At 67.2% G+C, this 26,351-nt stretch carries 28 protein-coding genes; 10 read left to right on the top strand and 18 right to left on the bottom strand.

The annotated features are described in order from the left end of the window. Positions 1–116 precede the first annotated feature (116 nt). Genes AC5P7A_RS18800 through rsmD form a run of 3 tightly spaced genes read right to left on the bottom strand, consistent with a single transcriptional unit; the run spans position 117 to position 1,783 of the window. Positions 117–608: a hypothetical protein gene (locus tag AC5P7A_RS18800; RefSeq protein WP_032959157.1), complete on the bottom strand. Its 492-nt coding sequence runs from the start codon at positions 606–608 to the stop codon at positions 117–119. Between the two features lie 60 nt (positions 609–668). Beyond that, a complete protein-coding gene (coaD, locus tag AC5P7A_RS18795) occupies positions 669–1,178 on the bottom strand; it encodes a pantetheine-phosphate adenylyltransferase (RefSeq protein ID WP_014036814.1) in 510 nt (169 codons plus the stop codon). Between the two features lie 26 nt (positions 1,179–1,204). Beyond that, positions 1,205–1,783, bottom strand: a complete 579-nt coding sequence (gene rsmD, locus AC5P7A_RS18790; RefSeq protein ID WP_014646773.1) for a 16S rRNA (guanine(966)-N(2))-methyltransferase RsmD — start codon at positions 1,781–1,783, stop codon at positions 1,205–1,207. A gap of 813 nt (positions 1,784–2,596) precedes the next feature. On the opposite strand from rsmD, the gene htpG reads away from it, so the two are divergent. Further along, positions 2,597–4,486, top strand: a complete 1,890-nt coding sequence (htpG, locus tag AC5P7A_RS18785) for a molecular chaperone HtpG (RefSeq protein ID WP_046429950.1) — start codon at positions 2,597–2,599, stop codon at positions 4,484–4,486. A gap of 216 nt (positions 4,487–4,702) precedes the next feature. Here htpG and AC5P7A_RS18780 read toward each other — a convergent pair whose 3' ends face one another. Further along, positions 4,703–5,002 (bottom strand): hypothetical protein, encoded by a 300-nt coding sequence (locus AC5P7A_RS18780; protein ID WP_014646771.1) that lies wholly within the window; start codon positions 5,000–5,002, stop codon positions 4,703–4,705. Positions 5,003–5,131: 129 nt separating this feature from the next. Between AC5P7A_RS18780 and ftsY the strand changes: the two genes are divergently transcribed. The 3 genes from ftsY (at position 5,132) to AC5P7A_RS18765 (ending at position 7,945) form a co-directional block, all read left to right on the top strand. Then, positions 5,132–6,463 (top strand): signal recognition particle-docking protein FtsY, encoded by a 1,332-nt coding sequence (gene ftsY / locus AC5P7A_RS18775; protein ID WP_046429948.1) that lies wholly within the window; start codon positions 5,132–5,134, stop codon positions 6,461–6,463. 82 nt (positions 6,464–6,545) lie between these two features. Further along, the gene (gene mutY, locus AC5P7A_RS18770; RefSeq protein WP_046429947.1) at positions 6,546–7,670 is read left to right on the top strand and encodes an A/G-specific adenine glycosylase; all 1,125 of its coding nucleotides are present in this window, start codon (positions 6,546–6,548) and stop codon (positions 7,668–7,670) included. 5 nt (positions 7,671–7,675) lie between these two features. Next, complete coding sequence (locus AC5P7A_RS18765) at positions 7,676–7,945, top strand: oxidative damage protection protein (RefSeq protein WP_004153160.1); 270 nt, start codon at positions 7,676–7,678, stop codon at positions 7,943–7,945. A gap of 74 nt (positions 7,946–8,019) precedes the next feature. Here the strand turns inward: AC5P7A_RS18765 and AC5P7A_RS18760 are convergent, their stop codons facing one another. The 10 genes from AC5P7A_RS18760 to AC5P7A_RS18715 form a co-directional block, all read right to left on the bottom strand. Then, positions 8,020–8,469, bottom strand: a complete 450-nt coding sequence (locus tag AC5P7A_RS18760) for a DUF6491 family protein (protein ID WP_032958624.1) — start codon at positions 8,467–8,469, stop codon at positions 8,020–8,022. Positions 8,470–8,576: 107 nt separating this feature from the next. Then, positions 8,577–9,290 (bottom strand): lipoprotein-releasing ABC transporter ATP-binding protein LolD, encoded by a 714-nt coding sequence (gene lolD / locus AC5P7A_RS18755; protein ID WP_014036806.1) that lies wholly within the window; start codon positions 9,288–9,290, stop codon positions 8,577–8,579. Next, positions 9,283–10,524, bottom strand: a complete 1,242-nt coding sequence (locus tag AC5P7A_RS18750) for a lipoprotein-releasing ABC transporter permease subunit (protein WP_032958619.1) — start codon at positions 10,522–10,524, stop codon at positions 9,283–9,285. Before AC5P7A_RS18750 ends, lolD begins: the two co-directional genes overlap by 8 nt. A 23-nt stretch (positions 10,525–10,547) precedes the next feature. Further along, the gene (locus AC5P7A_RS18745) at positions 10,548–10,997 is read right to left on the bottom strand and encodes a hypothetical protein (protein WP_053496093.1); all 450 of its coding nucleotides are present in this window, start codon (positions 10,995–10,997) and stop codon (positions 10,548–10,550) included. Then, a complete protein-coding gene (locus AC5P7A_RS18740) occupies positions 10,948–11,196 on the bottom strand; it encodes an FAD assembly factor SdhE (protein WP_005409080.1) in 249 nt (82 codons plus the stop codon). Before AC5P7A_RS18740 ends, AC5P7A_RS18745 begins: the two co-directional genes overlap by 50 nt. Before the next feature lie 75 nt (positions 11,197–11,271). Further along, positions 11,272–12,057, bottom strand: coding sequence for a succinate dehydrogenase iron-sulfur subunit (locus AC5P7A_RS18735; RefSeq protein ID WP_005409079.1), 786 nt, complete (start codon positions 12,055–12,057; stop codon positions 11,272–11,274). A 66-nt stretch (positions 12,058–12,123) separates the two neighbouring features. After that, a complete protein-coding gene (gene sdhA, locus AC5P7A_RS18730; RefSeq protein WP_495220455.1) occupies positions 12,124–13,914 on the bottom strand; it encodes a succinate dehydrogenase flavoprotein subunit in 1,791 nt (596 codons plus the stop codon). Positions 13,915–13,945: 31 nt separating this feature from the next. Continuing rightward, positions 13,946–14,332 carry a succinate dehydrogenase, hydrophobic membrane anchor protein gene (sdhD, locus tag AC5P7A_RS18725; RefSeq protein ID WP_005409077.1) on the bottom strand — a complete coding sequence of 129 codons (387 nt, stop codon included), beginning with the start codon at positions 14,330–14,332 and terminating at the stop codon, positions 13,946–13,948. Then, positions 14,329–14,721, bottom strand: coding sequence for a succinate dehydrogenase, cytochrome b556 subunit (gene sdhC / locus AC5P7A_RS18720; RefSeq protein ID WP_024958620.1), 393 nt, complete (start codon positions 14,719–14,721; stop codon positions 14,329–14,331). The genes sdhD and sdhC overlap by 4 nt, the downstream gene beginning before the upstream one ends. Before the next feature lie 56 nt (positions 14,722–14,777). Next, positions 14,778–14,948, bottom strand: coding sequence for a DUF1674 domain-containing protein (locus tag AC5P7A_RS18715; RefSeq protein ID WP_005409075.1), 171 nt, complete (start codon positions 14,946–14,948; stop codon positions 14,778–14,780). A 39-nt stretch (positions 14,949–14,987) separates the two neighbouring features. On the opposite strand from AC5P7A_RS18715, the gene ygfZ reads away from it, so the two are divergent. Then, complete coding sequence (ygfZ, locus tag AC5P7A_RS18710; RefSeq protein ID WP_032958610.1) at positions 14,988–15,863, top strand: CAF17-like 4Fe-4S cluster assembly/insertion protein YgfZ; 876 nt, start codon at positions 14,988–14,990, stop codon at positions 15,861–15,863. A gap of 103 nt (positions 15,864–15,966) precedes the next feature. Here the strand turns inward: ygfZ and AC5P7A_RS18705 are convergent, their stop codons facing one another. After that, complete coding sequence (locus AC5P7A_RS18705; RefSeq protein WP_049442320.1) at positions 15,967–17,049, bottom strand: ABC transporter ATP-binding protein; 1,083 nt, start codon at positions 17,047–17,049, stop codon at positions 15,967–15,969. 352 nt (positions 17,050–17,401) lie between these two features. On the opposite strand from AC5P7A_RS18705, the gene zwf reads away from it, so the two are divergent. From zwf to AC5P7A_RS18680, 5 genes are all read left to right on the top strand, one after another. Next, positions 17,402–18,838, top strand: a complete 1,437-nt coding sequence (gene zwf / locus AC5P7A_RS18700; RefSeq protein WP_014646761.1) for a glucose-6-phosphate dehydrogenase — start codon at positions 17,402–17,404, stop codon at positions 18,836–18,838. Beyond that, the gene (gene glk, locus AC5P7A_RS18695; protein ID WP_014646760.1) at positions 18,835–19,842 is read left to right on the top strand and encodes a glucokinase; all 1,008 of its coding nucleotides are present in this window, start codon (positions 18,835–18,837) and stop codon (positions 19,840–19,842) included. Before zwf ends, glk begins: the two co-directional genes overlap by 4 nt. After that, entirely contained in the window at positions 19,839–20,564 is a 726-nt protein-coding gene (pgl, locus tag AC5P7A_RS18690; RefSeq protein WP_014646759.1) for a 6-phosphogluconolactonase, read from the top strand. Before glk ends, pgl begins: the two co-directional genes overlap by 4 nt. A gap of 58 nt (positions 20,565–20,622) precedes the next feature. After that, on the top strand, positions 20,623–22,539 hold the full coding sequence (gene edd, locus AC5P7A_RS18685; protein ID WP_032958604.1) for a phosphogluconate dehydratase: 1,917 nt from the start codon (positions 20,623–20,625) through the stop codon (positions 22,537–22,539). A gap of 116 nt (positions 22,540–22,655) precedes the next feature. Further along, positions 22,656–23,315, top strand: coding sequence for a bifunctional 4-hydroxy-2-oxoglutarate aldolase/2-dehydro-3-deoxy-phosphogluconate aldolase (locus AC5P7A_RS18680; protein ID WP_014646757.1), 660 nt, complete (start codon positions 22,656–22,658; stop codon positions 23,313–23,315). Positions 23,316–23,474: 159 nt separating this feature from the next. Here the strand turns inward: AC5P7A_RS18680 and AC5P7A_RS18675 are convergent, their stop codons facing one another. From AC5P7A_RS18675 to ispG, 3 genes are all read right to left on the bottom strand, one after another. After that, on the bottom strand, positions 23,475–24,122 hold the full coding sequence (locus tag AC5P7A_RS18675) for a response regulator (protein WP_005416124.1): 648 nt from the start codon (positions 24,120–24,122) through the stop codon (positions 23,475–23,477). Positions 24,123–24,323: 201 nt separating this feature from the next. Further along, complete coding sequence (locus AC5P7A_RS18670) at positions 24,324–25,073, bottom strand: phosphatase PAP2 family protein (protein WP_014646755.1); 750 nt, start codon at positions 25,071–25,073, stop codon at positions 24,324–24,326. Beyond that, positions 25,054–26,319, bottom strand: coding sequence for a flavodoxin-dependent (E)-4-hydroxy-3-methylbut-2-enyl-diphosphate synthase (gene ispG, locus AC5P7A_RS18665; protein ID WP_087922229.1), 1,266 nt, complete (start codon positions 26,317–26,319; stop codon positions 25,054–25,056). Before ispG ends, AC5P7A_RS18670 begins: the two co-directional genes overlap by 20 nt. Between the last annotated feature and the right edge of the window lie 32 nt (positions 26,320–26,351).

The raw sequence follows: 26,351 nt of genomic DNA, 5'->3' as shown, positions 1-26,351 counted from the left end.
CGCGCCCTGGGACAAAGGACCGGCCAGCGCGGGCGCGCGGGCCGGTCAGGTCATCAGCGGCGCCCTTGCAGGATGCCGCCCGGGCCATGCCGTAGCATGGCCGCCATGGCTCGGTATTACTTGGCTTCGACGAAAATGTACTCGGCACCGGTCGGCTGGATCGCAGCCTGCACGCGGGCGTTGTCGGCCGACTGGCCGATGAAGACGACGCGCACGCCCTTCATCGAATCCGGCGACACGTCCTTGAACACGGCCTGGATCATGTCAGCCATCTTGCCCGAGGCCGACGAACCGAAGGCCAGCATGTTGCCCGGCTGCACGCCACGGGCCACGGCCTGGGTCGCGCTTTCGGTCTGGCGCTCGTACTTGGCCTGGAAGTCCGGGTCCGATTCCGGCGAGAGGTAGTACAGGAACGGGCTGTTGGTGATGTTGCCCATGTTCTGGATCGCCACTTCCTGCAGGTACTTCTTCCAGCCTGCATCGTCGTCCTTGGCCGGGGCGACCAGGGCCGGCTTGGCCTCGTCGACCGGAGCGGCCTCTTCCTTCTTGCAGGCGGTGAAGGCCAGGGCCAACGAAGCGATCAGCATCGCGCGCATGGTGGTGTTCATGGGTTTCCTCCCGGAATGGTGCGTGGTGGTGTACGTAATGGGGTGCGGGTACAGCGGGGCTTACGACTGTGCCGACTTCGCTTCGCGGACCTTGCGCAGGGCTTCGAGCACCGCGGCCGGCACGAAACCGGACACGTCGCCGCCCAGGCGCGCGATCTCGCGGACCAGCGAGGACGAAATGAAGCTGTGCTGCTCGGCCGGGGTCAGGAACAGGGTCTCGACCTCGGGGATCAGGTGGCGATTCATGCTGGCCATCTGGAATTCGTACTCGAAGTCGGACACCGCGCGCAGGCCGCGCAGCAGCACCCCGCCCTGCACCGAACGTACGAAATGGGCCAGCAGGGTATCGAAGCCGATGACCTCGACGTTGCCGTGGTGGGCCAGCGCGCCACGCGCCAGCTGCACGCGCTGCTCCAGCGGCAGCGCCGGGCCCTTGGACGGGCTCTGCGCCACGCCGACCACGACCTTTTCGAACAGCGGCGCGGCCCGGCTCACAAGGTCGATATGACCGTTGGTGATGGGGTCGAACGTGCCGGGGTAGACGGCAATGCGGCGATTGGCCACGGTCATGGGCGGATGCAGATGTTCAGATGAGGTCAAAGTGTAGCAGTGGCACGGCGGTACAGGGCAAAGCGCACCTCGCGGGTGCCACCCTCGCGGTGCAGCAGCCAGTCCGGCGGCAGCACCGGCACGTGGCCGGCCGGCGATTCCAGGTACAGCCAGGCGTCGGCGGCCAGGTGCCGCGGCAGCTGGGCCAGCACGTCCTGCCACAGGCCATCGGCAAACGGCGGGTCGATGAAGACCAGATCGGCCTGCTGCGCCTGCGCCCCTTGCAGCCAGCGCAGGGCATCGGCCTGCACGACGGTGATCTGGTCGCTGGCCTGCAGCCTGGCGACGGCGGCGGTCAGGTTGCGTCCCAGCTGCGCATCGCGCTCGACCAGGGTGGCGTGGGCAGCGCCACGCGAGACCGCCTCCAGGCCCAGCGCGCCACTGCCGGCGAACAGGTCCAGCACGCGGGCCCCGCCGAGCTTGGGCATCAGCCAGTTGAACAGGGTCTCGCGCACGCGGTCGCTGCTGGGGCGAAGGCCCGGCAGGGTCGGCACCGGCAGCCGGGTATTGCGCCAGCGCCCGCCGATGATGCGGACCTGGCCGTCATTGCCACCGCGGCCGCTCATCGGCGCCCCCGGCGGGAGGAATTCGAGAAATTCAGCATGAGCGGGATTGTAGTTCGGCCGAGCGGCGCCCGGCACCCGCAGAAGCCGAAGCAACAGCAACAGCGGGCATCCCCGTGGGATGGCGGGGTGGGTCCGGTTGAGGGGGACGCTGCAAGTACGTCCATGTAAGCTCGGTCGCCGCATCCATGCGGCTCACGCCCCCTCAACCGGACCCACCCCGCCTTCGACAGTTTCCTGCGATCTGTCGGAACGGCTCTTGGGGTCAGATCCGTTTTCCTGCAGAAAACGGATCTGACCCCATTGGATGCACCCCGCCTTCGACAGTTCCCTGCGATCTGTCGGAACGGCTCTTGGGGTCAGATCCGTTTTCCTGCGGAAAACGGATCTGACCCCAGATTTATTTCGATGTCTGACAGATGTGTCGACCAAGGTCGACACCCACCAACAGCCGAGTGAACCTGTCAGAGGCGGGGCGGTGTGGGGTGGCAGGACCGTTGGCGCCATGGATGGCGCCATCGAGCCCCCATGGGTGAGGGCGCTTTGCTTGCGAAGCACTGCTTCGCGAGCGCCCGAACGCACAGCCGCCAGCGGCTGGGCCGGCCCCCGGAGGGGGGTTTACGGCGTGTCCTGCCAACCCACACCGCCCCGCCATCCCACGGATAGCCCGCTGTTGCTGTTGCTGTTGCTGTTGCTTCGGCCTCTGCAGGTGCCGGGCGCCGCCCGGCCGACCAACCCCTTGATTTCGGGACAATCAGCCATACCCCTTGGCGAGGCCGCACGCGCTGGCGCGGCATTGCACATGGAGCCCTATCGATGACCGAGACCACCCAGACCGAAACCCTTGGCTTCCAGACCGAAGTCAAGCAGCTGCTGCAGCTGATGATCCACTCGCTGTACTCCAACAAGGAGATCTTCCTGCGCGAGCTGGTCTCCAACGCCGCCGACGCCGCCGACAAGCTGCGCTTCGAGGCCCTGACCCAGCCGGCCCTGCTGGAAGGCGACAGCGAACTGCGCGTGCGCGTCAGCTTCGACCCCGCCGCCCACACCATCACCATCGAAGACAACGGCATCGGCATGAGTCGCGCCGAGGCGATTGCCCATCTCGGCACGATCGCCAAGTCCGGCACCGGCGATTTCCTGCGCCAGCTGTCCGGCGACCAGAAGAAGGATTCGCAGCTGATCGGCCAGTTCGGCGTCGGCTTCTACAGCGCCTTCATCGTTGCCGACGAGGTCGAAGTGACCTCGCGCCGCGCCGGCCTGGCCGCAGGTGAAGGCGTGCGCTGGACCTCGCGCGGCGAAGGCGATTTCAACGTCGCCACCGTCGACAAGGCCGAGCGCGGCACCCGCATCGTCCTGCATCTGAAGGATGGCGAGCATGATTTCGCCGACGGCTGGCGCCTGCGCAGCATCCTCAAGAAGTACTCGGACCACATCGGCCTGCCGATCCAGATGCCGAAGGAAGGCGAGGAAGGCGCCACCGTCGAGTGGGAGACCGTCAACCGCGCCAGCGCGCTGTGGACCCGTCCGCGCACCGAGATCGGCGACGCCGAGTACACCGAGTTCTACAAGCACGTGGCGCACGACCACAGCGATCCGCTGGCGTGGAGCCACAACAAGGTCGAAGGCAAGCTGGAGTACACCTCGCTGCTTTACGTGCCCGGCCGCGCGCCGTTCGACCTGTACCACCGCGATGCGCCCAAGGGCCTGAAGCTCTATGTGCAGCGCGTGTTCGTGATGGACCAGGCCGAGCAGTTCCTGCCGCTGTACCTGCGCTTCATCAAGGGCGTGGTCGACTCCAACGACCTGTCGCTGAACGTCTCGCGCGAGATCCTGCAGTCCGGCCCGGTCATCGATTCGATGAAGGCGGCGCTGACCAAACGCTCGCTGGACATGCTGGACAAGCTGGCCGCCGACAAGCCGGAGCAATACGCCACGTTCTGGAAGGAATTCGGCCAGGTGCTGAAGGAAGGCCCGGCCGAGGACTACAACAACCGCGAGAAGGTGGCCGGGCTGCTGCGCTTCGCCTCCACCCGCGGCGACAGCGATGCGCAGACGGTGTCGCTGGCCGATTACCTCGGCCGCATGACCGAAGGCCAGGACAAGATCTACTACCTGACCGGCGAGAGCTACAGCCAGGTGCGCAACAGCCCCCACCTGGAAGTGTTCCGCAAGAAGGGCGTGGAAGTGCTGCTGCTGACCGACCGCATCGACGAGTGGCTGATGGGCTACCTGACCGATTTCGACGGCAAGGGCTTCGTCGACATCGCTCGTGGCGATCTCGACCTGGGCGCGCTGGAAACCGAAGCGGACAAGCAGGAACAGGAAGCCGCGGCGAAGGACAAGCAGGGCCTGGTCGAGCGCCTGAAGACCGTGCTGGGCGATGACGTGGCCGAAGTGCGCGTGTCACACCGCCTGACCGATTCGCCGGCGGTACTGGCCATCGGCGAACAGGACCTGGGCCTGCAGATGCGCCAGATCCTGGAAGCCAGCGGGCAGAAGGTGCCGGACAGCAAGCCGGTGCTGGAAATCAACCCGGGCCACCCACTGATTGCCAAGCTGGATGCCGAAGCCGATGGCGCGCGTTTCGACGACCTCGGCCGGGTGCTGTTCGACCAGGCCGCGCTGGCCGCCGGTGACAGCCTGAAGGACCCGGGTGCCTACGTGGCGAGGCTGAACAAGCTGCTGCTGGAGCTGTCGGCCTGATCGACAGGGTGGTCGCCGGGCATGGCCCGGCTTACCCGGCGGTGCTCTGGTAGAGGCCGACCTTGGTTGGCGCCCCAAAAGCGTGCCAACCAAGGTTGGCACCTACCGGGGCGGATCGAGCGTGCCAGCCAAGGTTGGCACCTACCGGCGCGGGTGGAGAGTGCCAACCAAGGTTGGCACCCACCAGGGGCGGCGGTTGGCGCCTGCCGAAGGGGTTCAGGCGTCGCGATCCAGCAGCGAACCCAGCATCTGGTCCTGGCGGCGGATCACCGCGGCATTGGCGGCGAAGGCCACCACCTCGGCTTTCGCGGCCAGCAGGTCACCCAGCGGCGCGCCGGCATCGGCGCCGACGGGAATCACCGCGGCCTGCACCCCACCCTGCCCGGCAGCACTGCGCTGCAGCTGCAGGCGCTGGGCATCCGGGGTCGCCAGGTTGGCCACGTTGTGCGCAGCCACCTGCACGCCCTGCTGGGACGCACGCATCCCGCCGAGGGCAATTCCCATCACGTTGTCCATGGCGGTCTCCGGGCCGCACGACGCAGCCCTCCGGACCGGTTAACGGCCGGCGGGCCGCGACCTTGAGTCCACATCGGCCCGACAGGCCCGAGTGGTAGCATATCCCCCTGATTTCAGCGCCTTTTGCCAATGCTCAGTTTTTTCCGCCGCAAGAAGCCCCAGGATGCCCCCGCAGCGGAGGCACCCAAGACCCAGCACTACTCGGCTGAAGAGCTGGCGGCGGCGTTCCCGTCGGCCGCGCCGGTCGAGGACAAAGAGCCAGCACCGGTAGCCGTACCGGCCGCGCCTGCGCCGGCCGAGCCGCCGCCGGCAGCCGTCGTTCCGGTCGCTTTCGAGCCCACCCCGGTGGTTCCGGCTCCGGTGGTTCCGGCTCCGGTCGTTCCCGCTCCGAGCGCTCCGCAATCGGCCGCCCGGATCGACGTCGCCCCGGTGGCGGCCCCGGCCATCGAACCGGCACCCGCACCACTGCCTCAGCCCACCCCGGCACCGGTCACCGACGACCTGCCTGCCGCCGCCTCGATCGATGCCGTTCCGGCGCCTGCCGGCAAGCCCGGCTGGCGCGAACGCCTGCGCAACAGCGTCATCGCGCGCAGCTTCGGTGGACTGTTCTCGCGCAACCCCAAGCTCGACGACGATCTGCTGGACGAACTGGAAACCGCACTGATCACCGCCGACGTCGGCGTGGGCGCCACCACCGATCTGGTCGAGGGCCTGCGCAAGCGCATGAAGTCGCGCGAGTTCGCCGACGCCAATGCGCTGCTGGCCGCGTTGCGCGCCGAGCTGATCGCGATCCTGCAGCCGGTGGCCAAGCCGCTGGTGATCGATCGCAACGCCAAGCCCTTCGTGGTGCTCACCGTCGGCGTCAACGGCGTCGGCAAGACCACCACCATCGGCAAGCTGGCCAAGCGCTTCAAGGACGACGGCCACAGCCTGATGCTGGCTGCCGGCGATACCTTCCGCGCCGCCGCCGTGGCCCAGTTGCAGGCCTGGGGCGAGCGCAACGGCGTAGCCGTGGTCGCGCAGGGGCAGAACGCCGATGCCGCTTCGGTGGCATTCGACGCGCTGCAGGCCGGCAAGGCCCGCGGCACCTCGGTGCTGATCGCCGATACCGCCGGCCGCCTGCACACCCAGTCCGGCCTGATGAACGAGCTGGGCAAGATCCGCCGCGTGCTCGGCAAGATCGACCCCACCGCCCCGCACGAAGTGCTGATGGTGATCGACGGCACCACCGGCCAGAACGCGCTGTCGCAGTTGCGCCAGTTCAATGCCGCAGTGAACGTGACCGGCCTGGTGGTGACCAAGCTGGACGGCACTGCCAAGGGCGGCGTGGTGTTCGCGCTGGCCCGCGAGTTCGGCATCCCGATCCGCTTTGCCGGTATCGGCGAGCGCCCGGAAGACCTGCGCGTGTTCGATCCGGAAGCGTTCGTCGACGCCCTGCTGCCCGAAGCGCTGGGCGCCTGATACACCGCGCAGCCACGCATGGCGTGGCTCTACCGCAGCCTGGTAGAGCCACCCCACGGGTGGCTGCCTCTCTGGAACTCCAATGCCCCGCCAGCCGCACGCCAGCGCCGAAACTGCAGAACGGGACGGTTTCGTCGCCCGCCTGCTGCACTGGTTCGACGACCATGGTCGCCACGACCTGCCCTGGCAGCACCCACGCAGCCCCTATCGGGTCTGGCTGTCGGAAATCATGCTGCAGCAGACCCAGGTAGCCACGGTCATCCCGTACTTCCAGCGGTTCCTGCAGCATTTCCCGACGCTGCCCGACCTCGCCGCCGCCAGCAATGACGCGGTGATGGCGCAGTGGGCCGGGCTCGGCTACTACGCCCGCGCACGCAACCTGCATGCCGCCGCGAAGCGCTGCGTGGAACTGCACGACGGCGACCTGCCGCGCGATTTCGATGCCTTGCATGCCCTGCCCGGCATCGGCCGCAGCACCGCAGGTGCGATCCTCAGCCAGGCCTGGAACGATCCGTTCGCGATCCTCGATGGCAACGTCAAGCGCGTGCTCAGCCGTTACCACGGCATCGACGGCTTTCCCGGCCTGCCGGCCATCGAGAAACAGTTGTGGTCGATTGCCGAGGCGCACGTGGCGCAGGTGCCGGCCGGGCGAATGGCTGATTACACCCAGGCGCAGATGGACCTGGGTGCGACGGTGTGCAGCCGCGCCAAGCCAGCCTGCGTGATCTGCCCGCTGCAGGACGCGTGCGCGGCGCGCCGCGAAGGCCGTACCGCCGAACTGCCCACGCCCAAGCCCAGCAAGACCCTGCCCGAGCGCGAAGCCGTGGCCCTGCTGCTGCGCGATGCCCAGCAGCGCGTGCTGCTGCAGAAGCGGCCGGACACCGGCATCTGGGCGCAGCTGTGGACGCTGCCGCAGGCCGATGCCGGCAGCGTACTGCAGGACTGGTTCGACGCGCACGTCGAAGGTTCGCTGGAAGACGCCGAGGAACTGCCGGTGTTGCAGCACACCTTCAGCCACTACAAGCTGCACCTGCAGGTACTGTCGCGGCAGGTGCACGGCCTGCGCGTGGAAGAACCCACGCTGCGCTGGGTCGCCAACGACGAGCTGCCCGCGCTGGGCCTGCCAGCGCCGATCCGCAAGCTGCTCGACGGCGCCACGACCAAGGCGCCGAAACGAAATTCCAAGAAACCCCGCAACCACGAGTGAGTGCCATGTCCCGAACCGTCTTCTGCCAGTACGAACAACGCGATGCCGAGGGCCTGGACTTCGTGCCCTACCCCGGCGAACTGGGCCAGCGCATCTTCAACAACATCGGCAAGCAGGCCTGGGCCGCGTGGCTCGCGCACCAGACCATGCTGATCAACGAAAACCGCCTGTCGCCGCGCACCCCGGAGCATCGCGCATTCCTTGAGGGCGAACTGGTCAAGTTCCTGTTCGAGAAGGACGCGGAAAAGCCTGCCGGCTTCACCCCGGAAGCCTGACCCAAAGGTAGTGCCGGCCGCTGGCCGGCATCGCGCAGATGCCAGGTTGCCGGCCAGCGGCCGGCACTACCGCGCTATTTCGTATTTTCCTCGCGCTCCTGCACCTGCGCCTGGCGCAGCTCCTGCTCGGAGGCACGCAGTGCCTTCACGTCCAGCTTGCGGATGCTGTTGATGAAGCACGGCATGCGCGGGCCACCGGTCGGGTCGCGCACCAGCACCTTGTCGAAACGCGATGACACGCGGCCCATGCTGCTGGTCAACCCGATGGCGGTGGCGTACGACAGGTCCGGGCACGGACCACTCAGTTCCAGCAGGTAAGCCTCGCTCGGCCGGGTCCACACCGCCAGCGCGCTGTCACCCAGTTCGGTCCAGCCATTGAGGCTGCCGAAGAACTGCATGTCGTTCTGCGGCGCGCCGGCGTGGGCGCGGTACAGATCCAGTTTCTCGGTACTGCTGAGCCGGCCGGTGGTCGCGCAGGCGGCCAGCGCCAGGCAGAGTCCGGCGATCAGGATCGGGGTCTTCATGGCGATCTCCTCGGGGAACCTGCTGCGATCATGCGCCGGCCGATGTGCGACCGGCGCGAGGGCAGGTAAACCCGTTCAGGCGCCGGGAGGCGGCCGTTGCCGGCCGCTCAGACGTCGGCGTGGGCCAGTGCGTGCAGGCGCCCTTCGCGCAGCTCCAGCACCCGGTCCAGGCGCCGCGCCAGGCTGCGGTCGTGGGTAACCAGCACCAGGCTGGTATGACGCGCGCGGTTGAGTTCCAGCATCAGCTCGAACACGGTGCCCGCGGTGCGGTCATCCAGGTTGCCGGTCGGCTCGTCACCGAGCACGCAGGCCGGATGATTGACCAGCGCACGTGCCACCGCGGCACGTTGGCGTTCGCCGCCGGACAGCTCGCCCGGCTTGTGGTCCAGGCGATGTCCGAGGCCGACCGCTTCCAGCAGCGTGGTGGCCCGGCTGCTCGCTTCGGCCACGGCAGTGCCGGCCAGCAGCACCGGCATCATCACGTTTTCCAGCGCGGTGAACTCAGGCAACAGGTGGTGGAACTGGTAGACGAAGCCCAGCGCCTGGTTGCGCAGCAGGCCACGCGCGGTGTCCGACAGCGCGGACATGCGCTGGCCGGTCACGTAGACCTCGCCTGCGGTCGGAATATCCAACCCGCCCAGCAGGTGCAGCAGCGTGCTCTTGCCGGCACCGGAGGCACCGATGATCGCCACGGTTTCGCCGGCGGTCACGGTCAGGTCCAGTCCATCGAACACCGGGGTCTGCATGCGCCCTTCGGCGTAGGTCTTGCCCAGTGCTTCGGCGCGGATCACCTCATCGCCGCGGTTGAAGACCTTATTCATAACGCAGGGCCTCCGCCGGCTGGGTGCGTGCTGCCCGCCAGGCGGGATACAGGGTGGCCAGGAAGCTCATCAGCAGCGCGACCACGGTGATCGCCACCACGTCGCCGGTCTGCATGTCGGTCGGCAGGCCGGTGATGTAGTACACATCCTCCGGCAGCAGCTTGACGTTGAACACGCTCTCGATTGCACCGAGGATGCGTTCCAGGTTGAGGGTCAGGGTGATGCCGCCGATCAGGCCGGCCAGCGTGCCGAAGATGCCGATCAGCGAACCCTGCACCATGAACACCTGCATCACCCCGCCCGGGGTCAGGCCGAGGGTGCGCAGGATGGCGATGTCGGCCTGCTTGTCGGTCACCAGCATCACCTGCGAGGACACCAGGTTGAACGCACCCATGGCGATGATCAGCGACAGCAGGATGCCCATCACCACCTTCTCCATGCGCAGCGAGTGGTAGAGGTTGGCGTTCTGCTGGGTCCAGTCACTTACCCGGTACGCACCACCCAGGCTCTGCGCCAGGTCCACACCCACTTCCAGCGAGCGGTCCATGTCGTGCAGTTTCAGCCGCACGCCGGTGGCGCCGTCGCTGCGCAGCACGCGCTCCAGGTCCTGCATGTTGGCGAAGCCGACGCCCCGGTCGACCTCGTTGTAGCCGGCCTCGAAGATGCCGCTGACGGTGAAGCGTTTCATCCGCGGCACGGCACCGGCAGGCGTGCCCTGCACTTCGGCGAAGGTCACCAGCACCTGGTCACCGACGTCGACGCCGAGCCAGATCGCCAGTTCCTTGCCCAGCAGCAGGTTGAAGCTGCCCGGCGTCAGGCTGGCATAGCTGCCCTTGGTGACCTTCTTGTCGATCACCGATACCTTCGGCTCCAGCGCCGGATCGATGCCCTGGATGATCGCACCCTGCACGCGCGGGCCGCTGATCATCGACTGGATCTCGATGTACGGCGCGGCACCGGCCACGCGCGGATCCTTGCGGGCCACGTCGACCACGCGCATCCAGTCCGGCATCGGCTCGCCGTCGCGGCTGATGGTGGTGTGCGCGGTCATCTGCAGCAGGCGGCTGCGGATTTCCTTCTGGAATCCGCTCATCACCGCCAACGTGGTGATCAGCACCGTAACGCCGAGCGCGATGCCCAGGATCGATGCCATCGAGATGAAGGAGATGAAGCCGTTGCGGCGCTTGGCGCGCAGGTAGCGCAGGCCAATGGCCACGGGAATGGGTTTGAACATGCAGGCACGCCGGTCAATTCAGCTTATGGTGCCATCGTCCGGGGCTGACGGGAAACGGCGCGTGCGGCCACGGCCAGTCGCAGTTCACGTCGCTGCCCGGAATCGAGCACATCCGGCCAGAACAGCAGGCACCGGCGGCGCTGGTCCTGATGCCAACGCAACAGCAGCCACGGCCCGCGCACCACCAGCCGGGGTGCCTCGACGTCCTGCCCGGCCACCCGAATCGGCTCGGGAAGCGGAGGCAGAAGCACCTGCACGCGCGGCCTGCGCTGGCGCCAGGCCAGTTCGGCCAGGCCCGTGCACCAGGCCAGCACCACTGCGGGCATCAGCAGCCGTGAAGGCAGATCCGATGCGCGCAGCAGCCACGGCGCAGCCAGCAGCACCGCCAACTGGGCGGCGGCCTGCAGCCGCGAGGGGCGCCACTCAAGGCTTGAGGGCGAGGATCTTCTGCATGAGGGGGATCGCGTGCGCATGCGGGCAGGCCTCGTAGCCCATGAACCAGCGCCACAACTTATCGTCCTCGCAGTCGAGCAGGAACAGGAAAACCTCGCGCTCTTCGGTCGGCGCAGTGCTCCACTCGTGGTCCAGGTAGCGGCCGAACAGCTGGTCCAGCTCACGCATGCCGCGGCGACAGCGCCAGCGCAGCTTCTTCAGCAGAACGTCTTCTTCCATCGTGTTTCTCCAGATACAGCAAAGCCACGCATGGCGTGGCTCTACTGGGGTCATGCAACTACCCTGCGCCGTGTATCAGGCGCGGCGTTCCATCATCAGCTTCTTGATCTCGGCGATCGCCAGTGCCGGGTTCAGGCCCTTCGGGCAGGTCCGGGCACAGTTCATGATGGTGTGGCAGCGGTACAGCTTGAACGGATCTTCCAGATCGTCCAGGCGCGCACCGGTGTCCTCATCGCGCGAGTCGATGATCCAGCGGTAGGCCTGCAGCAGGATCGCCGGGCCCAGGTAACGCTCGCCGTTCCACCAGTAGCTCGGGCAGCTGGTCGAGCAGCAGGCGCACAGGATGCACTCGTACAGGCCGTCCAGCTTCTTGCGGTCTTCCGGCGACTGCAGGCGCTCGCGGTCCGGCGGTGCCGGGGTCTGGGTGCGGATCCACGGCTTGATCGACGCGTACTGCGCGTAGAAGTGGGTCAGGTCCGGAACCAGGTCCTTGACCACGTTCATGTGCGGCAGCGGGTAGATCGGCACTTCCTTCTTGCCGCAGTCCGAGATGGCTCGGGTGCAGGCCAGGGTGTTGGTGCCGTCGATGTTCATGGCGCACGAACCACAGATACCTTCGCGGCACGAGCGGCGGAAGGTCAGGGTCGGGTCGATCTCGTTCTTGATCTTGATCAGGGCGTCCAGGACCATCGGGCCACAGGCGTCCAGATCGACTTCATAGGTATCGGTGCGCGGGTTGCTGTCGTCGTCCGGACTCCAGCGGTAGATCTTGAAGGTGCGCACGTTCTTGCCGCCGTTCTTGACGGGGAAGTGCTTGCCCTTCGTGATCTTGGAATTCTTGGGGAGTGAAAACTCGGCCATGGCTGCTCTCGTTGGCTCAGGCGGCCCGCGCCCGTGGGCGCGGATTGCATGGTAGGCGGGGTCGGATCAGTACACGCGCGGCTTCGGCGGCACCACGGACACGTCGTCGGTCAACGTGTACATGTGCACCGGACGGTAGTCGAAGCTGCACTTGCCCTTCTCGTCGACGCTGACCAGGGTGTGCTTCTGCCAGTTGACGTCGTCGCGGTCCGGGAAGTCCTCGTGCGCATGCGCGCCGCGGCTTTCCTTGCGCTGTTCGGCCGAGTTGATCGTCGCCACCGCATTGAGCAGCAGGTTGTTCAGCTCGTAGGTCTCGATCAGGTCCGAGTTCCACACCAGCGAACGGTCGGAGACCTTCACGTCCTGGAACGAGTCGAAGATCTTGTCCATCTTCTCGCAGCCTTCCTTCAGCGTCTGGCTGGTGCGGAAGACCGCCGCGTCGGCCTGCATGGTGCGCTGCATGCGATCGCGGATGACCGAGGTCGGGGTATCGCCGTTGGCGTGGCGCAGCTTGTCCAGCAGGCCCAGCGCCTTGTCGCAGGCATCGGCCGGCAGCGGCTTGTGCGCAGCGCCCGGCTTGATGGTCTCGGCACAGCGGTTGGCCACGGCACGGCCGAACACCACCAGGTCCAGCAGCGAGTTCGAGCCCAGGCGGTTGGCGCCGTGCACGGACACGCAGGCCGCTTCGCCGATGGCGTACAGGCCCGGCACTACCGTGTTGTCGTTGTCGCCGACCTTCTGCACCACTTCGCCGTGGTAATTGGTCGGGATGCCGCCCATGTTGTAGTGCACGGTCGGGATGACCGGAATCGGCTGCTTGTGTACGTCGACGCCGGCGAAGATGCGGGCGCTCTCGGCGATGCCCGGCAGCTTCTCGTCGATCACGCCCGGGCCGAGGTGGGTCAGGTCGAGCAGGATGTGGTCCTTGTGCTCGCCGACGCCGCGGCCTTCGCGGATCTCGATGGTCATCGAACGGCTGACCACGTCGCGCGAGGCCAGGTCCTTGTAGTGCGGCGCGTAACGCTCCATGAAGCGCTCGCCGCTGCTGTTGCGCAGGATGCCACCTTCACCGCGGACACCCTCGGTGATCAGGCAGCCGGCGCCGTAGATGCCGGTCGGGTGGAACTGCACGAACTCCATGTCCTGCATGGCGATGCCGGCACGCATGGCCAGGCCGCCACCGTCGCCGGTGCAGGTGTGCGCCGAGGTGGCGCTGAAGTAGGCACGGCCGTAGCCGCCGGTGGCCAGTACCACGCCCTGGGCGCGGAACAGGTGCAGGGTGCCGTCGGACATGTCCAGGGCCAGCACGCCGCGGCAGGCGCCTTCCTCGTCGAAGATCAGGTCGAGCGCGAAGTACTCGATCATGAAGCGCGCGTCGTGCTTCAGCGACTGCTGGTACAGCGTGTGCAGCATCGCGTGGCCGGTACGGTCGGCCGCCGCGCAGGTACGCTGCGCCGCCGGGCCTTCGCCATACTTGGTGGTCATGCCACCGAACGGACGCTGGTAGATCTTGCCTTCGGCGGTGCGCGAGAACGGCACGCCGTAATGTTCGAGCTCGATGATGGCCGGGATGGCCTCACGGCACATGTACTCGATGGCGTCCTGGTCGCCCAGCCAGTCCGACCCCTTGATGGTGTCGAAGAAGTGGTAGCGCCAGTCGTCCTCGCCCATGTTGCCGAGCGCGGCCGAGATACCGCCCTGGGCGGCAACGGTGTGAGAACGGGTCGGGAAGACCTTGGTCAGGCACACGGTCTGCAGGCCCTTGGCGGCCAGGCCGAACGTGGCGCGCAGGCCGGCACCGCCGGCGCCGACCACGACCATGTCGTACTTGTGTTCGGTGATCTTGTAAGCGGACATCTAATCTGGATTCCTGTGTAGGTGCCTGGGCTCAGGCAACGCCGAGGGCGATGCGGCCCACCGCAAACACACTGACGATCATGCCGAGCACGGCGACGAACTTCACCGCGGTCTGCAGCACCAGGGCCAGCAGCGATTCGTGGATGTAGTCTTCCAGCACGACCTGCATGCCGAGCTGCGCGTGCCAGAACATCGCGATCAGCAGGCCGATCAGCGGCACCGCGTTCCACGGCTTGGCCACGGCGGCGGCGGCGGTGGCGTAGTCCGAGCCCAGCAGGCCCAGCACGAAGACCAGGAACCAGATGCCCAGCACCACCAGTGCGGCGGCGGTCAGGCGCTGGTGCACGAAGTGCTCGGTGCCGGTCTTGGCCGAGCCAAGGCCGCGCACGTTCTTCAACGGGGTACGGAACTTGCTCACGCGGCACCTCCGAACATCACATAGGCCCACACCAGCAGGGTGATCACCAGGCTGCCGATGACCGACAGCCAGCTGCTGCGGATGAAGGCGGGGATGCTGAAGCCGATGGCGAAGTCCTGCACGACGTGGCGGATGCCATTGCACAGGTGATAGGCGAACGACCATGTCCACGCGAACAGGAACACGCGGCCATACCAGGCCCCGGCATGGCCGGTGAAGCAGTTCCAGGACTCGGGCCCCATCATCAGGGCCAGCAGGCCGGCGGCGATGATGAGGGCACCAACAGACAGAAAGACGCCAGTGGCTCGATGCAGGATCGAGGTGGCCATCTGAATCTGCCAGCGATACACCTGAAGGTGCGGGGAAAGTGGGCGTTGTCTGGTCGCCATTCGCTGGGCTCGTTGTCTCGGCTGGGCGGCACACGGCCGCGTTGGCTCAATGCTGATCAGAAATCGATGCAGCGTCCGTTTTTCTCCCAATCGCCATACCGCACCGGATCAAGTCCGCCGCGGCCGCCGAATTCTTCCGCTTTTTCCTGTTCCACGGGCACGGGTGCCGCGGGGACCAGCGGGGCTTCAGATTCGTCGTCGGGAGTGGGGGTTGTTTGGCCTATCATGTTCGGTCTCGCAACGCACAAATTTTAGACCTCGTTCACGTGCCTGACAACCTGCCCCCTGCTTTCGTCGGATATCCGCGCCTGCCCGGCCACCAGCTGCTGAGCCTGCAGGGCCCGGATGCGGCTGTCTTTGCCCACGCCCAGTTCAGCAGCGATGTCACCGCCCTGCCCCTGCAGCACTGGCAGTGGAGTGCCTGGCTGAGCGCCAAGGGCCGCACCCTGGCGGTGTTCCAGCTGCTTCGGCTGGCCGAAGACCACGTGATGCTGGTGCTGGCTGACGGCGATGCCGATGCGATTGCGTCGCAACTGCAGCGCTTCGTGTTCCGCCGCAAGGTGAAGGTGCAGGTGCGCAGCGATCTGGCGGCGGCTGGCGCGTTCACCGCGCCCGAGGCCGCCAGCGGCGCGGCGATTGCGCAGACCGCAGGCGACGGCTGGGAGCTGGACCTGGGCAGCGATGCCCTGCCGCGCACCCTGCGCGTTGGCAGCGCCGACGCGTTCGCGGCCGGCAATGAAGCCGATGAGGCCGCTTTCGCCCTGGCCTGGCGCCAGGCCGACCTGCGCTACGGCCTGCCGCGGCTGGAAGAAGGCCAGCGCGAAGTGTGGACCCCCCAACAGCTGGGCCTGGACCGCCTGAACGGCTACAGCGTGAAGAAGGGCTGCTATCCCGGCCAGGAAATCGTCGCCCGCACCCACTTCCTCGGCAAGGCCAAGCGTGCGGTGCAGTTGCTGCATACCGCAGCACCGGCACAGGCCGGCGATGGCGTGCAGCAGGATGGCGCGGGGCTGGGCACGATTGCCAGCGTGGCCGGCGACCTGGCACTGGCGGTACTGCCACTGGAGGCCAGCGACGCTGACCTGCAGGTGGGCGATGCCATTGCGCAGCGCGTGCCGTTGCTGGATGGCCTGGCCCGCTGAAGCAGGCGGGGACCTGCACGGATGGGTGCAGGAATGGTAGTGCCGGGCGCTGGCCGGCAACCATGCAGGGTTGAGGTTGCCGGCCAGCGGCCGGCACTACCCCTTACAGGCGCTCGCCGGTTTCCGCGCTGAAGAAATGCAGGCCCTGCGGGTGGATCGCCACGCGGATCTGCTCGCCCACCTCGGGCAGCGCCTGCGGCGCCACGCGCATGGTCAGCGCGTGCTGGCCACTGCTGAGGTTGACGAAGATCTCGTTGCCGACCGGCTCGATGCCTTCGATCCGCGCGCTGAACGCATGCGCATCGTCGGCGGCCGCCGGCTGCAGATGCTCCGGACGCACGCCCACCGCGATCGGCTTCTGCAGCCACGCCGGGTCGATGGTGGCCTGGCCCAGCGGCGCACACCAGTCACCGTCGACCACGGTCACGCCACCGGCATCGCCCTGCAGCGTGCCGCGCAGCACGTTCATCGCCGGGCTGCCGAGGAAGCCCGCCACGAACAGGTTGGCCGGGCGGTCGTACAGCGCCATTGGCGTATCGATCTGCTGGATGATGCCGTCCTTCAGCACCACGATGCGCTGGCCGAGGGTCATCGCTTCCACCTGATCGTGCGTCACGTAGATCATGGTGGTGCCCAGCTTGCGGTGCAGCTGCGCGATCTCGGTACGCACGCTGTGGCGCAGCTTGGCATCCAGGTTGGACAGCGGTTCGTCGAGCAGGAACACCGCCGGCTCGCGCACCAGCGCACGGCCCAGCGCGACACGCTGGCGCTGGCCACCGGACATCGCCTTGGGCAGCTTGTCCATCATCTCGGTCAGGCCCAGCGTCTGCGCCGCCTCGGCGATGCGCTTGTCGATGGTCGCCTTGTCGTGACCGCGCAGCTTCAGGCCAAAGGCCAGGTTCTCGGCCACGGTCATGTGCGGGTACAGCGCATAACTCTGGAACACCATCGCGATGTCGCGATCCTTCGGCGCCACGTCGTTGACCACGCGATCACCGATGGTCAGCGTGCCGCCGCTGATCTCCTCCAGGCCAGCCACCATCCGCAGCAGGGTCGACTTGCCACAGCCGGACGGGCCGACCAGCACCATCAGCTCGCCATCGGCGACCTCGAAGCTGGCGTCCTTCACCGCGACCTGGCCGTTGTCATAGACCTTGCGCACACCCTGCAACTGCACTTTTGCCATATCACCTATCCGGTCCGCCCGAAGCCGGGCTGTCTTTTGGGACTGCCTCGGCCCTCCCGATGGCAGTGATGATTGCGCGCTTGCCGCATGACGGCGAGCACTGCAATCGAATACAGTTGCCCATTCTGCCATGTAAACGTTTTCACGTGGCACTATCCGATGATCGGTGCGCACCGATCTGCGTCGGCGGTTGAACGAAGGTTCCGCCGAGGCAGTGGTTTCGAATGGAACGGTCTTCCGGCACCCCGGAGAACGCCCCTGACGAACCTCGGACAGGCAGTTGCGCGGATGTCCCCCGAACCCAGCCATGAAGCGATTGACAACGATGTCACCCGGATCTGAAACTCGAGCGATGCACGACACCCTCTTCCTGTTCGGTGCCACAGGTGATCTGGCCCAGCGCTACCTGTTCCCTTCGCTGCTTCGCCTGCTTGGCGACGGCCTGCTGCCGGAGGACTTCCGCATCCGTGCGCTGGCCCTGTCCGGGCATGACACCGAAGCCTTCCATGACATCCTGCGGCCGCGCCTGCAGCAGGCCATGCCGATGGCCACGCAGGACGACATCAGCGCCCTGCTGCGTCGCATCGACTACCGCTCTGTGGACCTGCGCGACGTCGACTCGGTTGCCGCCGCGGTCGCCGACCTCGTGCACCGCAAGTGCGTCAGCTACCTCGCCATCCCGCCGGGCCTGTACATCTCCACCTGCGAAGGCCTGGCCAAGGGCGGCGCCCTCGCCGCGCCGGCACGCCTGATGCTGGAAAAGCCGATCGGCAGCGACAGCGAGAGCGCCGAGGAAATCATCAGCACCATCGGCCAGTGGATCGACGAGGACCGCGTGTTCCGCCTCGACCACTACCTGGGCAAGGCCGCGGTGCAGAACCTGATCGCACTGCGCTTCGGCAACACGCTGCTGGAAGCGGTGTGGAACCGCAACTACATCGAATCGGTGCACATCCTGGTGGCCGAAAGCGAAGGCGTGGATGGCCGCGATGCCTATTACGCCCGCTCCGGCGCGCTGCGCGACATGGTGCAGAGCCACATCCTGCAGCTGCTGTGCATGGTGGCGATGGAACCGCCGGCATCGCTGGAAGCCGATCGCATCCGCGACGAGAAGGTCAAGGTGCTGCGCGCCCTGCGCCCGCTCGATGCCAGGCACGCCGCGCGTGACAGCATCCGTGGCCGCTACACCGCCGGCACCATCAATGGCCAGCCGGCACAGGCCTACCAGCCGCCGGAAGGCAGCGACGTGGAAACCTTCGCCGGTGTCACCGCGCATATCGACAACTGGCGCTGGAGCGGCGTGCCGTTCCACCTGGTCACCGGCAAGCGCCTGCCCGAGCGCACCACCCGCGTGGTGGTCACGCTGAAGCCGGTCACCCACTGGCTGTTCGAGCGCCCGCAGCGCGCGCAGGCCGCACCGAACCGCCTGGTGTTCCAGCTGCAGCCGCAGGAAAACATCGAACTGGGCCTGATGAGCAGCCTGGCAGGCCCGGAATGGGGCGCGCTGGAGCTGCATCCGCTGGAGCTGGAACTGTCGGTGCCGACCGGCCTGCACCGCCGTATCGCTTACGAACGCTTGTTCCTGGATGCCTTCAACGGCAACCACACGCTGTTCGTGCGCGATGACGAAGTGCGTGCGGCCTGGGCCTGGATCGACAGCGTCGCCGACGCCTGGAAGGACGCCAAGCTGCCGCTGGAGCCCTACCCCGCCGGCCAATGGGGCCCGGGCAATGCGGGCGGGTTCCTGCCGCAGGACCTGGACGCGCCCGACAGCGGAGCGTCGGCATGAGTGCCAGCTCGCAGCCAGTGCTGGTCGCCGACATCGGTGGCACCAACGCGCGCTTCGCCCTGGCCGACACCTCGCTGGACGCACCGCTGCAGAAGGACAGCATCCGCGAGTACGCGGTGGCGGAGTTCCCGTCGCTGGGTGATGCCGCGCGCCACCATCTGGAACAGATCGGCGCCACGGCAAGCCGCGGCGTGTTCGCCGTGGCCGGTCGCGTGGATGGTGACGAAGCACGCATCACCAACCATCCGTGGGTAATCTCGCGCAGCCGCACCGCTGCCATGCTCGGGTTCGACGAACTGCACCTGATCAACGACTTCGCCGCACAGGCGATGGCGATTTCGCTGCTGCAGCCCGATGACGTGGTCCAGGTCGGCGGGGCTGCCTGGGTACCGGGCAAGCCCGGCCAGCCACGCAACTACGCGGTGATCGGGCCCGGTACCGGGCTCGGCGTCGGCGGCCTGATCATGCGCCACGGCCGTTGCTATCCGCTGGAAACCGAAGGCGGCCATGTCAGCTTCCCGCCGGGAACCCCGGAAGAGATCCGCATCCTGGAGATCCTGTCCGAGCAGTTCGGCCGCGTCTCCAACGAGCGCCTGATCTGCGGCCCCGGCCTGGTCAACATCCATCGCGCCGTGTGCGAGATGGCCGGCATCGATCCGGGCCAGCTGCAGCCGGTGGACGTGACCGCCCGCGCCCTGCACGGCGATCCGCAGGCGATGCGCACCGTGGATGTGTTCTGCGCCGTGTTCGGCGCCATTGCTGGCGATCTGGTGCTGACCCAGGGCGCCTGGGACGGCGTGTTCCTGACCGGCGGGCTGACCCCGAAGATGCTCGATTCGCTGCAGCACTCCGGTTTCCGCCAGCGCTTCGAGCACAAGGGCCGGTTCTCTTCCATCATGGCGCGCGTGCCCTCGTTGGCGGTGATGCATCCCCACGCCGGACTGCTGGGCGCCGCCGCCTATGCCGCCGACGCCGAACGTGACGCACCTGGAGTTGCCGCATGAGCCCTACCACCTTCCACGACGACCGCATCGAGTTCATCAACCATGGCGATGCCGATGGCTGGATCGAAGCCGTTGCCGCCGAGATGGCGCACACCCTCAACCACGACATCAACGAAGTGGGCCGCGCCCGCATCCTGCTGTCTGGCGGCACTACACCGGCGCCGGTCTACCAGGCGCTGGCCGAGTTGGACGTGCACTGGGACCGGGTGGAAGTGAGCCTGGCCGACGAGCGCTGGCTGTCGCCGCAGGATCGCGACAGCAATGCCTGGCTGGTGCGCGAGCACCTGCTGAAACGCGCCGAGGGTGCGCATTTCGATCCACTGGTGCGGATCGGCAAGCCCCTGCCCGAATGCGTGTACACCGCCAACCTGCAGGCACAGCACAGCCAGCCGCCGAGCCTGGTGGCACTGGGCATGGGCAACGACGGCCACACCGCCTCGCTGTTCCCGGGCTCGAAGGACCTCGCCCGCGCACTGGAAAGCACCCTGCCCTATGCCGCGCTGGATGCCACCGGCTGCCCGGGCGCGAACCAGTGGCCGCTGCGCATCACGCTGACCCCGCATGGGCTGCGCCAATGCCGACAGCGCCTGCTGCTGCTGCGCGGCAAGCAGAAGCTGCAGGTGCTGCGCCAAGCGTTGGACAGCAACGACGCCCAGCAGTATCCGATCCTCAACGCGATCAACCTGGAAGGCGCGCGCCTGCGCGTCCACTGGGCTGATTGATGTCGGCGGCGGTGCCCTGCCGCCGCTTGCCTCTCGCCACCTTGAACGCCGGTAGCCAATGAGCCTCCATCCGCAATTGCAAGCCATCACTGAGCGTGTCATCCGCCGCAGCGCCGCCTCGCGTGCCGCCTACCTGGCCGCGATCGACGCCTCCCTGCGCGAAGGCCCGTTCCGCAGCCGCCTGAGCTGCGGCAACCTCGCCCATGGATTCGCCGCCTGTGGCGGTACCGACAAGAGCCGCCTGCGCGGCGGCGTGACGCCGAACCTGGGCATCATCACCGCCTACAACGACATGCTCTCGGCGCACCAGCCGTTCGAGACCTATCCCGAGCAGATCCGCGAGATCGCCCGCGAGCTGGGTGCCACCGCACAGGTGGCCGGCGGCGTGCCGGCGATGTGCGACGGCGTCACCCAGGGCCGCGGCGGCATGGAACTGTCGCTGTTCTCGCGCGATGTGATCGCCCAGGCCACTGCGATCGGCCTCAGCCATGACATGTTCGATACCACCGTCTACCTCGGCGTGTGCGACAAGATCGTGCCGGGCCTGCTGATCGGCGCGCTGGCCTTCGGCCACCTGCCGGCGGTGTTCGTGCCGGCCGGCCCGATGACCCCGGGCATCCCGAACAAGCAGAAGGCGGAAGTGCGCGAGCGCTATGCCGCCGGCGAAGCCACCCGCGAAGAGCTGCTGGAAGCCGAGTCCGCCTCGTACCACGGCGCCGGCACCTGCACCTTCTACGGCACCGCCAATTCCAACCAGGTGCTGCTGGAAGCGATGGGCGTGCAGCTGCCGGGCGCATCGTTCGTCAATCCGGGCACGCCGCTGCGCGACGCCCTCACCCGCGAAGCCACCGAACGTGCACTGGACATCACCGCGCTCGGTGACGACTTCCGTCCGCTGGGCCGGATCATCGATGAGCGCGCGATCATCAACGCGGTCATCGCGCTGATGGCCACCGGCGGTTCGACCAACCACACCATCCACTGGATCGCAGTGGCGCGTGCCGCCGGCATCGTGCTGACCTGGGACGACTTCGACGAACTGTCGCAGCTGATTCCGCTGCTGGCCCGCGTCTATCCGAACGGCGAGGCCGACGTGAATCGCTTCGCGGCCGCTGGCGGACCGGCCTTCGTGTTCGGCGAGCTGATCAGGGCGGGCCTGATGCACGGTGACCTGGTCAGCGTGGCGCGCGGCGGCATGGCCGACTACGCGCGCGAGCCGCAGCTGCGCGACGGCCAGCTGGTCTACCTGCCGGGCCTGCAACACAGCGCCGATGACGAAGTGGTGCGTGGCGTCGACAACCCGTTCGAGCACCAGGGCGGCCTGCGCCTGCTGCGCGGCAACCTGGGCAAGTCGCTGATCAAGCTGTCGGCGGTGAAGCCGCAGTACCGCACGATCGAAGCACCGGCCGTGGTTGTCGATGCGCCGCAGGTGCTGAACAAGCTGCATGCCGGCGGTCTGCTGCCCGAGCACTTCGTGGCGGTGGTGCGTTACCAGGGCCCGCGTGCCAACGGCATGCCGGAACTGCATTCGCTCGCGCCGCTGCTGGGGCTGCTGCAGAACCAGGGCCGGCGCGTGGCACTGGTCACCGACGGCCGCCTGTCCGGCGCCTCGGGCAAGATTCCGGCGGCGATCCATGTGACGCCGGAAGCGGCGCGCGGTGGTCCGCTGGCCAAGGTCCGCGAGGGCGACATGATCCGCCTTGATGGCGAGGCCGGCACACTGGAAGTGCTGGTGGACGCGGCCGAGTGGGCCGCGCGTCCGCTGGCCCCGAACACGGCGCCTGCCGCGCATGACCTGGGCCGCAACCTGTTCGCGATCAACCGACGCGTGGTGGGGCCGGCCGATCAGGGTGCGATTTCGATTTCGTGCGGGCCGGCGGCGGCCGATGGCGGGCCGTGGGAATACGACGCGGAGTACGAGCTGGGGCACGATGCCGCAGCGGCGGCGGCGCCGCATGAGGCAAAAGACGCCTGAAGCGAAAAGCCGCGGCAGGCTTCCCGGCCTGGGCAGTAGAGCGCCCTGGACAATTCCCGGCGCGTCATTTGCGCTGCGGCCACTGAATCAAGAAGAGCAAAGGCAAGGGCAAAAGCATGGGTATCGAACAACATCAGGTGAAGGCGGCGGAGCTGTTGCGTGCGGCGGGCATCCTGCCGGTGGTGACGATTCATACGCTGGACCAGGCGCGTGCGGTCAGTGCGGCGTTGCTGGAAGGTGGCCTGCCGGCGATCGAGTTGACGCTGCGTACGCCAGTGGCGATGGAAGCATTGGCGATGCTCAAGCGCGAGCTGCCGGACGTGGTGGTGGGCGCCGGCACGGTGCTGACCGTGGAGCAGATGCAGCAGTCGATCGATGCGGGCGCGGACTTCCTGGTGACCCCGGGTACGCCACCGGCGCTGGCCGATGCGCTGGCGGCGGCACCGTTGCCGGTAGTGCCGGGTGCGGCCACGCCGACCGAACTGCTGTCGCTGTATGCGCGCGGCTTCCGCGTGTGCAAGCTGTTCCCTGCCACCGCCGTGGGGGGGCTGGCGATGATCAAGGGTCTGGCCGGCCCGGTTGCCGACCTCAAGCTGTGCCCGACCGGCGGCATCACCGAAAACACCGCCGCCGAGTACCTCGAGCAGAAGAACGTGGTCTGCATCGGCGGTTCGTGGATGGTGCCGGGCAGCTGGATCGCCGACGGTCAGTGGGACAAGGTGCGCGCCAGCGCCGCCGACGCCGCGAAGATCATCAAGCGCGTACGCGGCCACTGAGCCCGACGCAGCTGTAGAGCCGAGCCCATGCTCGGCTCCGCGCCCGCAGGCCGGAAAGCAGCCGAGCATAGGCTCGGCTCTACATTTCCTCTATCGGCAGTGACGGCGCACGGAACCTGTCGGTGGCCCTGCGGAGGGCTCAGCCGTTGGCCGAATCCCTTACAGCGGCCGTGCCGGATCCACCAGCCCGTACTGGCTGGCCATGCGCGCCAGCGCGATGTTGTCGTGGATCCCCATCTTCTCGAACAGCCGCGCCTTGTGCGTGTTCACTGTCTTCGCGCTCAGGCTCAGGCGCCGCGCGATGTCTTCCTGGCGCAGGCCCTGGGTCAGCAGCAACGCCACTTCCAGCTCGCGCGGCGACAGGCTGTCAAATGGAGAGCCGTTGCCTTCAACGGTCGACAAGGCCAGGTTCTGCGCGATGCTGGTGCCCAGGTAGCGACGGCCCATGGCCACATCGCGCACCGCACGCAGCAGCTCCTGTGCATCGCAGCCCTTGCCGATGTAGCCCGCAGCCCCGGCTTCCAGCAAGCGCTTCGGCAGCGGACCGTCTTCCAGCACCGACACGATCACCACGCGGGTGTTGCGATGGCTGCGGACGATGCGCTCGGTCACCTCCATGCCACTCACGCCGGGCAGGTGCAGGTCGCACAGCACCACGTCCGGCAGCAGCTGGCGGACGTCGCGCAGCGCATCTTCGCCGGTCTCGGCTTCGCCCACCACCTCGATGTCGGTCTCCCCCGACAGGATCATCTTCATCCCGGTGCGGACCAGTGCGTGGTCATCCACCAGGTAGACTCGAATCGTCATTCACGTACCTCTTCGAATGCGGCCATTGCAGGTCAAGCTAGGCAGGGCGCCGATACCCCTGCAAGCGCGTTCGAGATGCGACCCGGGCATTCTGCCTTGCGCATCACAGTACCGCGCGTTGTGCTTGCCCCCTGTCTTGCAGAACCTGCTGCAACGAAACAACTGATCTATTACGTAGACGCCCCGGAGGGGCCATCCACGTCAATCCCCCTGTGATGATGCTTCGCTGGCCGTCGCTGGCGGCGAATCCTGACGTCGCCAAGGATGCCGGCGACTGAACATGACCAGATAGCACCCTACCACCCAAACCAGCGCGGCACACCATCCGGCCAGGATATCGGAGGGGTAATGCACGCCCAGATAGACCCGGGAGACGCTGACCAGCAGGCTGAACGCGGGCGCCAGCAGCAGCACCGGCCAGCGCCAGCGGGTGTTCCAGGCCAGCAGCACCAGGGTCACGGCCAGGGTCATCGAGCCCATCGCGTGGCCGCTGGGAAAGCTGAACGTCGATTCCGGCGCGATCGATTCCCACAGGCTGGGGCGCTGGCGCTGGAAGAAATGCTTGCTGCCCATGTTCAGCAGCGCCGAGCCGACGAAGCTGACCGCCACGAAGGTGGCCTCACGCCAACGCCGGTAGCCCAGCAGCACGCCGATGATCAGCACGTCGGCGGGAATCAGGAACCATTCGTAGCCCAGCCTGGAAATGAGCACGAAGAAGCGGTCAAGCAGCGGTGAGTGCAGGCCATGCATCTGCCACAGCAGCGGCGCATCGAAATGGAACGATTCAAATTCGTGCACTTCGTCGGCCAGCGCGACGAAACCCGCCAACGGCAGCAGCACGCCACCGAACAGCAGCACCAGGCGCCAGGCATTGCGGGCCATCCAGTGGCGGAAACCGGAGGCGGACTCCGGCGCAGCGAGGATCGCAGGCTTATCCGGCGCTTCGGACATATTTGTGTTCGACGTAATCGTCGATCAGGGCGACGAACTCCTGGGCGATGTTCTCGCCACGCAGGGTCACCTTCTTCTCGCCATCGACGAACACGGGCGCGGCCGGGGTTTCGCCGGTGCCCGGCAGGGAAATACCGATGTTGGCGTGCCGCGACTCACCCGGCCCATTGACGATGCAGCCCATCACCGCCAGGGTCATGTTCTCCGCACCCGGATGGTGGATCTTCCACAGCGGCATCTTCTCGCGCACGTGGTTCTGCACCACCTTGGCCAGTTCCTGGAAGAACTCGGAGGTGGTGCGGCCGCAGCCCGGACAAGCCGTGACCAGCGGCGTGAAGGCACGCTGGCCGGTGGTCTGCAGCAGTTCCTGGGCGACGATCACTTCCTGTGTGCGCGACTGGCCCGGTTCCGGGGTCAGCGAGATGCGGATGGTGTCACCGATGCCTTCCTGCAGCAGCACGCTCAGCGCCGCCGACGAGGCGACGATGCCCTTGCTGCCGATACCGGCCTCGGTCAGGCCCAGGTGCAGGGCAAAATCGGAGCGCTGGGCCAGGTCGCGGTACACCGCGATCAGCTCCTGCACGCCACTGACCTTGGCCGACAGCACGATGCGATCGCGCGGCAGGCCGAGCTCCACCGCCTGCTCGGCCGAATCCAGCGCCGAACGGATCAGCGCCTCGCGCAGCACGCGACCGGCATCCCAGGGCTGCTCGCGCAGGTTGTTCTCGTCCATCAACTTCGCCGCCAGGGCCTGGTCCAGCGAGCCCCAGTTGGCACCGATGCGCACCGGCTTGTTGTAGCGGATCGCGAACTCGATCAACTGAGCGAACTGCAGATCCTTCTTCTTGCCGAAGCCGACGTTGCCCGGATTGATGCGGTACTTGGCCAGCGCTTCGGCACATGCCGGCTCGGCGGTCAGCAGCTGGTGGCCGTTGTAGTGGAAATCACCGATCAGCGGCACGTCGATGCCCATCATCGCCAGCTTGTCGACGATGCGCGGGATCGCCGCAGCGGCTTCCACGGTATTGACGGTCAAACGCACCATTTCCGAACCGGCCCGCCACAGCTCGGCCACCTGCTTCACGCTGGAGGCCACGTCGGACGTGTCGGTGTTGGTCATCGACTGCACCACGACCGGCTTGCCTCCGCCTACGGTGACCCCGCCGATCTGCACGGCATGGGTCTGGCGGCGGGGCCAGGAGGTGGCATCGGAGGGAGGAGTCGGGCGGGTGACGGCGTCGTGCATGGGCGCATTCTACCGCCCGCCCCCGCATTCCG

Source organism: Stenotrophomonas sp. YJH_SMC_65 (assembly GCF_059369475.1).
The sequence above is the reverse complement of the archived record's forward strand: the minus strand, read 5'-3'. Positions and strand labels throughout refer to the sequence as shown.

Bases quoted from the DNA above. Each gene is read 5' to 3' on its own strand.
- AC5P7A_RS18780 (WP_014646771.1), bottom strand. From the start codon at position 5,002: ATGGACAACGTGATGGGAATTGCCCTCGGCGGGATGCGTGCGTCCCAG.
- AC5P7A_RS18750 (WP_032958619.1), bottom strand. From the start codon at position 10,524: ATGTTCAAACCCATTCCCGTGGCCATTGGCCTGCGCTACCTGCGCGCC.
- AC5P7A_RS18800 (WP_032959157.1), bottom strand. From the start codon at position 608: ATGAACACCACCATGCGCGCGATGCTGATCGCTTCGTTGGCCCTGGCC.
- zwf (WP_014646761.1), top strand. From the start codon at position 17,402: ATGCACGACACCCTCTTCCTGTTCGGTGCCACAGGTGATCTGGCCCAG.
- AC5P7A_RS18705 (WP_049442320.1), bottom strand. From the start codon at position 17,049: ATGGCAAAAGTGCAGTTGCAGGGTGTGCGCAAGGTCTATGACAACGGC.
- mutY (WP_046429947.1), top strand. From the start codon at position 6,546: ATGCCCCGCCAGCCGCACGCCAGCGCCGAAACTGCAGAACGGGACGGT.
- glk (WP_014646760.1), top strand. From the start codon at position 18,835: ATGAGTGCCAGCTCGCAGCCAGTGCTGGTCGCCGACATCGGTGGCACC.
- coaD (WP_014036814.1), bottom strand. From the start codon at position 1,178: ATGACCGTGGCCAATCGCCGCATTGCCGTCTACCCCGGCACGTTCGAC.
- sdhC (WP_024958620.1), bottom strand. From the start codon at position 14,721: ATGGCGACCAGACAACGCCCACTTTCCCCGCACCTTCAGGTGTATCGC.
- ftsY (WP_046429948.1), top strand. From the start codon at position 5,132: ATGCTCAGTTTTTTCCGCCGCAAGAAGCCCCAGGATGCCCCCGCAGCG.
- htpG (WP_046429950.1), top strand. From the start codon at position 2,597: ATGACCGAGACCACCCAGACCGAAACCCTTGGCTTCCAGACCGAAGTC.
- sdhA (WP_495220455.1), bottom strand. From the start codon at position 13,914: ATGTCCGCTTACAAGATCACCGAACACAAGTACGACATGGTCGTGGTC.
- AC5P7A_RS18740 (WP_005409080.1), bottom strand. From the start codon at position 11,196: ATGGAAGAAGACGTTCTGCTGAAGAAGCTGCGCTGGCGCTGTCGCCGC.
- ispG (WP_087922229.1), bottom strand. From the start codon at position 26,319: ATGCACGACGCCGTCACCCGCCCGACTCCTCCCTCCGATGCCACCTCC.
- AC5P7A_RS18735 (WP_005409079.1), bottom strand. From the start codon at position 12,057: ATGGCCGAGTTTTCACTCCCCAAGAATTCCAAGATCACGAAGGGCAAG.
- lolD (WP_014036806.1), bottom strand. From the start codon at position 9,290: ATGAATAAGGTCTTCAACCGCGGCGATGAGGTGATCCGCGCCGAAGCA.
- AC5P7A_RS18715 (WP_005409075.1), bottom strand. From the start codon at position 14,948: ATGATAGGCCAAACAACCCCCACTCCCGACGACGAATCTGAAGCCCCG.
- pgl (WP_014646759.1), top strand. From the start codon at position 19,839: ATGAGCCCTACCACCTTCCACGACGACCGCATCGAGTTCATCAACCAT.
- AC5P7A_RS18760 (WP_032958624.1), bottom strand. From the start codon at position 8,469: ATGAAGACCCCGATCCTGATCGCCGGACTCTGCCTGGCGCTGGCCGCC.
- AC5P7A_RS18670 (WP_014646755.1), bottom strand. From the start codon at position 25,073: ATGTCCGAAGCGCCGGATAAGCCTGCGATCCTCGCTGCGCCGGAGTCC.
- edd (WP_032958604.1), top strand. From the start codon at position 20,623: ATGAGCCTCCATCCGCAATTGCAAGCCATCACTGAGCGTGTCATCCGC.
- AC5P7A_RS18680 (WP_014646757.1), top strand. From the start codon at position 22,656: ATGGGTATCGAACAACATCAGGTGAAGGCGGCGGAGCTGTTGCGTGCG.
- rsmD (WP_014646773.1), bottom strand. From the start codon at position 1,783: ATGAGCGGCCGCGGTGGCAATGACGGCCAGGTCCGCATCATCGGCGGG.
- AC5P7A_RS18745 (WP_053496093.1), bottom strand. From the start codon at position 10,997: ATGCGCACGCGATCCCCCTCATGCAGAAGATCCTCGCCCTCAAGCCTT.
- AC5P7A_RS18765 (WP_004153160.1), top strand. From the start codon at position 7,676: ATGTCCCGAACCGTCTTCTGCCAGTACGAACAACGCGATGCCGAGGGC.
- AC5P7A_RS18675 (WP_005416124.1), bottom strand. From the start codon at position 24,122: ATGACGATTCGAGTCTACCTGGTGGATGACCACGCACTGGTCCGCACC.